7 protein-coding genes and 2 pseudogenes are annotated in these 5,941 nt (G+C 46.4%); 8 read left to right on the top strand and 1 reads right to left on the bottom strand.

Annotation, left to right across the window (positions count from 1 at the left end; translation table 11 throughout):
- The 8 genes and pseudogenes from QTO00_RS13145 to ureG all read left to right on the top strand — a co-directional run.
- A pseudogene (locus tag QTO00_RS13145) lies at window positions 1-439 on the top strand (urease accessory protein UreD); the annotation flags it as partial.
- A gap of 27 nt (window positions 440-466) precedes the next feature.
- Entirely contained in the window at window positions 467-769 is a 303-nt protein-coding gene (gene ureA / locus QTO00_RS13140) for an urease subunit gamma (protein WP_331425210.1), read from the top strand.
- A 9-nt stretch (window positions 770-778) separates the two neighbouring features.
- Window positions 779-1,114 carry an urease subunit beta gene (locus tag QTO00_RS13135; protein WP_331425209.1) on the top strand — a complete coding sequence of 112 codons (336 nt, stop codon included), beginning with the start codon at window positions 779-781 and terminating at the stop codon, window positions 1,112-1,114.
- Between the two features lie 41 nt (window positions 1,115-1,155).
- Window positions 1,156-2,859 (top strand): urease subunit alpha, encoded by a 1,704-nt coding sequence (gene ureC / locus QTO00_RS13130; RefSeq protein ID WP_331425208.1) that lies wholly within the window; start codon window positions 1,156-1,158, stop codon window positions 2,857-2,859.
- 43 nt (window positions 2,860-2,902) lie between these two features.
- The gene (gene ureE, locus QTO00_RS13125) at window positions 2,903-3,355 is read left to right on the top strand and encodes an urease accessory protein UreE (protein WP_331425207.1); all 453 of its coding nucleotides are present in this window, start codon (window positions 2,903-2,905) and stop codon (window positions 3,353-3,355) included.
- A 50-nt stretch (window positions 3,356-3,405) separates the two neighbouring features.
- A complete protein-coding gene (locus QTO00_RS13120) occupies window positions 3,406-3,975 on the top strand; it encodes a HupE/UreJ family protein (protein ID WP_331425206.1) in 570 nt (189 codons plus the stop codon).
- Window positions 3,976-4,004: 29 nt separating this feature from the next.
- Window positions 4,005-4,679: an urease accessory protein UreF gene (locus tag QTO00_RS13115; protein WP_331425211.1), complete on the top strand. Its 675-nt coding sequence runs from the start codon at window positions 4,005-4,007 to the stop codon at window positions 4,677-4,679.
- A 47-nt stretch (window positions 4,680-4,726) separates the two neighbouring features.
- Window positions 4,727-5,368 (top strand): urease accessory protein UreG, encoded by a 642-nt coding sequence (gene ureG / locus QTO00_RS13110; RefSeq protein ID WP_331425205.1) that lies wholly within the window; start codon window positions 4,727-4,729, stop codon window positions 5,366-5,368.
- A gap of 61 nt (window positions 5,369-5,429) precedes the next feature.
- Here the strand turns inward: ureG and QTO00_RS13105 are convergent.
- Window positions 5,430-5,941 (bottom strand): annotated as a pseudogene (locus tag QTO00_RS13105) (hypothetical protein); the annotation flags it as partial.

The raw sequence follows: 5,941 nt of genomic DNA, 5'->3' as shown, positions 1-5,941 counted from the left end.
TGGGCGTCCCGCACTAAAAGAGGGATTTGATTCGGGTCATCTCATTGGTAAAAGCGAATTTTTCATCGATGGCAAAAGAGTTCTCACCGAAGGTCTTGATTTTGTTGGTGGTGATAACCTTATGATTAAAAAGGGGTTATTAGAGCGTTCTATGCTGGGAAGCTTTTATTTCACCTCTATTGAACAAACTGAGCTTGAGTTGGTACAGAGCTTGCTCTTATCCATTCAGCAACAAGCCTCTGATATGCATAGTAATTCTCAGGGGACTGCATCTAAGCCGCTACTGATTGGCGTGAGTCAAATAGAAGGTTTGATTGTGGTAAGAGCATTGGCAGATTGGAGTGAAAACATTCTTTTCGCCTTTAGTCACATTTGGCAAAAGGTGCAGTTAGAACGTCAAGGAACAGCTCCAGATATTCCAAGGATCTGGAGAACTTAACAAATGTATCAAACATTGGATAGGTAAATGGAATTAACGCCAAGAGAAAAAGATAAGCTATTGATTTTTTGTGCAGGAATGCTTGCTCAACAGCGTAAAGACAAAGGCTTGAAACTGAACTACCCAGAGTCGATCGCATTGATCAGTAGCGCGATCCTTGAAGGGGCGCGAGAAGGTAAAACCGTCTCTGAGCTAATGGATTACGGTCGTACCTTGCTCACCGTCAACGATGTTATGGAAGGTATTCCATCCATGATCCCTGACGTGCAAGTAGAAGCGACTTTTCCCGATGGCACCAAGCTTGTCACCGTTCATGAACCTATCGTTTAGGAGCTAAGTATGGCAGGCGCAATTAAACATACTTCTGGCTTTGTTCCCGGAAAAATAGAAACGGCATCGGGTGATATCACTCTGAACCAAGGCAGAGAAACCGTATCAGTTGCAGTCGAGAATATAGGTGACCGTCCAATTCAGATCGGCTCTCACTACCATTTTTATGAAGCGAATGAGTATCTAAAATTCGAACGAGCACAGACCAAAGGTTTCCGACTTAATATTCCAGCCGGAACTGCGACTCGTTTCGAACCAGGGCAGTCGCGTACCGTAGAACTCGTTCGCTACGCTGGTAAACAAGAAGTTTACGGCTTTCAGGGCAAAGTAATGGGCAAGCTCTAATCACACGCTTTGTAACAAATATACCAAACAAAGGATTGAACATGGCAACCATATCTAGGCAAGCGTATGCTGAGATGTTTGGACCAACTGTGGGCGACAGAGTGCGCCTAGCAGATACCGAATTATGGCTAGAAGTAGAAAAAGACTACACCACCTATGGCGATGAAGTTAAATTTGGTGGCGGTAAGGTTATTCGTGATGGCATGGGTCAGAGCCAGCGTCCGAGTGCGGAAACTCCGGACTTAGTTATTACCAATGCGATCGTTCTCGATTACTGGGGCATAGTTAAAGCTGATGTGGCAGTTAAAGATGGTCGTATTCAATCATTAGGTAAAGCCGGTAACCCAGACGTCCAGCCTAATGTCGATATTGTTATTGGCCCAGGTACAGAAGTACTCGCAGGTGAAGGATCGATCCTTACCGCTGGTGGCATTGACTCACATATCCACTTTATCTGTCCGCAGCAAATTGAAGAAGCACTAGCGTCAGGCGTAACAACCATGATTGGCGGCGGTACAGGGCCAAACACTGGAACGAACGCAACTACATGTACGCCTGGACCATGGAACATGCATCGTATGCTCGAAGCATTAGATGAGTTTCCAATGAACTTTGGCCTATTGGGGAAGGGCAACGCGAGCCAACCTGAAGCACTCCGTGAGCAAGTAGCAGCAGGTGCTGTCGGCTTAAAACTGCATGAAGACTGGGGAACAACACCGGCTTCAATCGATACTTGTTTAAGTGTCGCTGATGAGATGGACGTGCAAGTCGCCATTCATACTGACACCCTAAATGAATCTGGCTTTGTTGAATCAACGTTAGGTGCGATTGGCGATCGCGTCATTCATACCTACCACACGGAAGGTGCTGGCGGCGGTCATGCACCGGATATTATCCGCGCAGCAGGTGAAGCCAATGTGTTGCCTTCTTCAACCAACCCAACGCGCCCTTATACGGTGAATACTGTCGATGAACACCTCGACATGCTGATGGTGTGTCACCATCTCTCTCCATCAATAGCGGAAGACGTGGCATTTGCAGAGTCTCGAATCCGCCGCGAAACCATCGCAGCGGAAGATATTCTGCATGATTTAGGTGCGTTCTCTATGATCGCATCGGATTCACAAGCCATGGGTCGAGTAGGTGAGGTCGTTACGCGCACTTGGCAAACTGCCCACAAAATGAAAGTACAACGCGGTAGCCTAGAAGAAGACACCGATTACAGCGATAACTTCCGCCTGCGCCGGTATATTGCAAAATACACCATTAACCCAGCCATCACTCACGGAATGTCGCACGAGATTGGTTCAATTGAGGTCGGTAAACTGGCTGACCTGGTACTGTGGAAGCCGGCGTTCTTCGGTGTAAAGCCAAGCGTCATTCTAAAAGGTGGCATGATCGCCATGGCACCTATGGGCGATCCAAACGCTTCGATCCCAACTCCGCAACCCGTTCACTACCGCTCTATGTTTGGCAGCTACGGGCGCGCAAATCAAAGCACCTCGATGTTATTCGTTTCAAAAGAGGCGGAAGCGCAAGGGATTGATAAACAGCTCGGGCTGAAAAGTTTAATTGGTGTTGTCAGCAACTGTCGCAACATCAGTAAAGCTGACATGAAGCTTAATGATTGGATGCCAAAGATCGAAGTAGATTCGCAAACCTATCAAGTTAAAGCCGATGGTCAGTTACTCACTTGTGACCCAGCTGATTCCCTGCCGATGGCACAACGCTATTTCCTATTTTAGACATTAAACAGTTATAAACCTTCGAGGAGGTTGAGGTAATAACATGATTGAATTAACCCAAATCAACGCGCAAAACAGCAGTAGCCCGGATGGTTTTTTAAGCTTACCGATCGATAGCCGAATTAAAAGCCGACTTAAAGTCACCCTTGATGACGGCCGAGATGCCGGATTGTTTTTACCGCGCGGGCATATATTGCGGGGCGGTGAACAGCTGCTGAGTCAGTGTGGCAAAATCATTGAAGTTAAAGCAGCGCCTGAAACCGTATCAACCGTCTACTGTAGTGACGCTCACTTGTTGACTCGTGTCGCTTACCACCTGGGTAACCGTCATGTTCCATTACAAGTGGAAGCGGGATGGGTTCGTTATCAGCACGACCATGTTTTAGACGAAATGGTGGTAGGTCTAGGTGCAGAAGTGACCACAGAGAAAGCGCCTTTTGAGCCAGAAGGTGGCGCATACGGCGGTCGTTCCGGCGGTCATCATCACCATCACTAATAAGCATTCAAATCAAAAAATATTAAAATTACCAAGATAAGGAAATCACAATGAAATCGAAATTTGCGGCTCTATTACTAACAGCACTTGCGCCAGTTTCCGCTTTCGCACACACAGGTCATAGCCATGAATCACACTCGTTTATGTCTGGGTTAAGTCACCCTGTAACGGGATTTGACCATCTAATCATGCTTGTTGCTTTCGGTATGCTACTCGGTGCAATTCCTTTCTCAAAAGCAAAGAAAGGCGCAACAATCGCAGTGGCGTTGGTGTCATTGCTTAGCGGGTTACTGATAGGTCAAGCTTTGGGTTTTGCAACCTTGGTTGAACCATTGATCATCGCTTCATTGTTCGTGGTAAGTCTCGCGCTTTGGCAAGTTTATTCACCGACGACTCAGCGTATAAATGTTGCTGTCTCATCATCAATCGCTCTACTGTTTTTCCATGGCTATGCGCACGGAGTAGAAGCTGCCGCGAACCTGACTCAATTTGGACTTGGAATGATGTTAAGTGCTACTGGCTTAATTGTGTTTGGCGCTTTAGTAAGCCGCGCTTTCTATTCAAAGTGGTTCTCGGTAGCAGTGGCGTCACTGAGTACGCTGTTTTTGCTAACTAACTAAGAGAGATAAGTTTGGCTAACTCTAATCCCATGACTCAGCATATTGCTAGCTATCGACTGTTTCAGTTGATAAGCCCATCGTTACCAATAGGCGGCTTTACATATTCTCAAGGCTTGGAATATGCCGTGGAAGCGGGTTGGGTGACAGATCGAACGTCGATGGAAGAGTGGTTGAACTATATGGTCAGTTCCAGTGTAGCAACATTGGAACTGCCAATTATTGATCGGCTTTATCGTGCGTTAGTACAGGGCGAGCTTGACCAGATAGAGCACTGGTGTGATTTTCTCTACTCAAGCCGCGAAACAAGCGAATTACGCGCAGAAGAAAAACAGCGCGGCGTAGCACTCTATTCATTATTGAAAAAGCTCGATATTGATATCTCAATAACCGACTCAATCTCAAGTCATCCAAACCAACTACTCGGCTTTTGTATCGCGGCTCGCGAGTGGCAAATTGAACTTGATGATCTCAAGCAGGGCTATTTGTGGAGTTGGTTAGAGAACATTGTCATGGCGGGAGTAAAACTGGTCCCGCTTGGCCAAACCGATGGTCAACTGGCGATGATCAATGTCACCGAGACATTTCCACCAATAATCGAACGTGCTAACAAGATTGAACAGTGGCGGATTGGCAGTTTTACCCCCTCAATCGCGCTCGCGAGTTCATCGCACGAAACACAATATACACGTCTGTTCCGCTCTTAAGCGTGAACGACTGGGTCTCTGACCCAACTGAAAAAGGAAGAATCACCATGGAAGAAACGTACAAGCAGCCATTAAGAATTGGTATCGGTGGGCCTGTTGGCTCTGGTAAAACCGCTTTGCTAGAGATCTTATGTAAGACCATCCGCGATAAACTTAATATTGCGGTTGTGACCAACGATATTTACACCCAAGAAGACGCCAAGATTTTAACTCGTGCTGAAGCGCTCGAACCGGACAGAATCATTGGTGTAGAAACAGGTGGCTGCCCACATACCGCTATTCGCGAAGACGCATCAATGAACCTAGCCGCAGTAGAAGAGCTAGCCAAGCGACACAAAAATCTTGATGTAGTGTTCGTAGAAAGTGGTGGTGACAACCTAAGTGCTACTTTTAGCCCTGAGCTTGCAGATTTAACTATCTATGTCATTGATGTAGCAGAGGGCGAAAAAATCCCTCGTAAAGGTGGGCCAGGTATTACACGCTCTGATCTGCTGATCATCAATAAGATCGACCTAGCGCCATACGTTGGGGCGTCGTTGGAGGTGATGGAGCAAGATACTCAACGTATGCGTCCAACCAAGCCGTTCGTGTTTACCAACTTAAAAGAGGGTAAAGGGCTAGATACCATCATAGATTTCATTGTCACAGAGGGAATGTTGACCATGAAAGACGAAGTTGAGACAAGCTAAACCTCACTAAAGACATAGAGCAACCGAGATAGCTCTTCGCTAGGGCTATCTCGGATTGAAGCTATATATTATTAAACAGCACTTCTAAGCGTAGCGTCATTTTTGATTCACCTTTACGTTCGGTATCTTCTTCTCGGTCCCAGTTATATTCCGGTATTAGCTCGTAAAAGAGCCAAGAACGCCAAAAGTTTTGTCTATAGGTCACTGATACATGCGTGTTGGTAATATAGTGAAAAGGGCGGTTAGTTCCGCTTGTGCTTGCTTGATAACTAAGCGCTTGTGTATCGGATATGTGTTGGTAGAGCGTAACGCCTGTTCCTAGTTCCCAACCTTTGATATCACTGTCGTACTGAGCAAAGTTGCTCCAACGAAAAAGAACACTGCGGCTAATTGAGTAGTCAAGATCGACCTCTGTTGACTCGCCAGTGACACTCTTTTTTTGATAGAGCTTTTGCGTAGCTCGGAGCAAAAGATCGTCATTAATCGGGTAGGTGTAGCGAAAACGCGCTTCAATTCCGGGCCGAGCGGTTACCTTGAGATTAAAGCTATACCTCTCTCTTCTTAACCAGTCAT

It is taken from the genome of Vibrio sp. M260118 (assembly GCF_036533755.1).
In the GTDB taxonomy this organism is placed as follows: domain Bacteria; phylum Pseudomonadota; class Gammaproteobacteria; order Enterobacterales; family Vibrionaceae; genus Vibrio.
This window is presented reverse-complemented; position numbering and strand designations above follow the sequence as displayed.

Coding starts and splice junctions, on each gene's coding strand:
- ureG (WP_331425205.1), top strand. CDS start 4,727: ATGGAAGAAACGTACAAGCAGCCATTAAGAATTGGTATCGGTGGGCCT.
- ureA (WP_331425210.1), top strand. CDS start 467: ATGGAATTAACGCCAAGAGAAAAAGATAAGCTATTGATTTTTTGTGCA.
- QTO00_RS13115 (WP_331425211.1), top strand. CDS start 4,005: ATGACTCAGCATATTGCTAGCTATCGACTGTTTCAGTTGATAAGCCCA.
- ureE (WP_331425207.1), top strand. CDS start 2,903: ATGATTGAATTAACCCAAATCAACGCGCAAAACAGCAGTAGCCCGGAT.
- ureC (WP_331425208.1), top strand. CDS start 1,156: ATGGCAACCATATCTAGGCAAGCGTATGCTGAGATGTTTGGACCAACT.
- QTO00_RS13120 (WP_331425206.1), top strand. CDS start 3,406: ATGAAATCGAAATTTGCGGCTCTATTACTAACAGCACTTGCGCCAGTT.
- QTO00_RS13135 (WP_331425209.1), top strand. CDS start 779: ATGGCAGGCGCAATTAAACATACTTCTGGCTTTGTTCCCGGAAAAATA.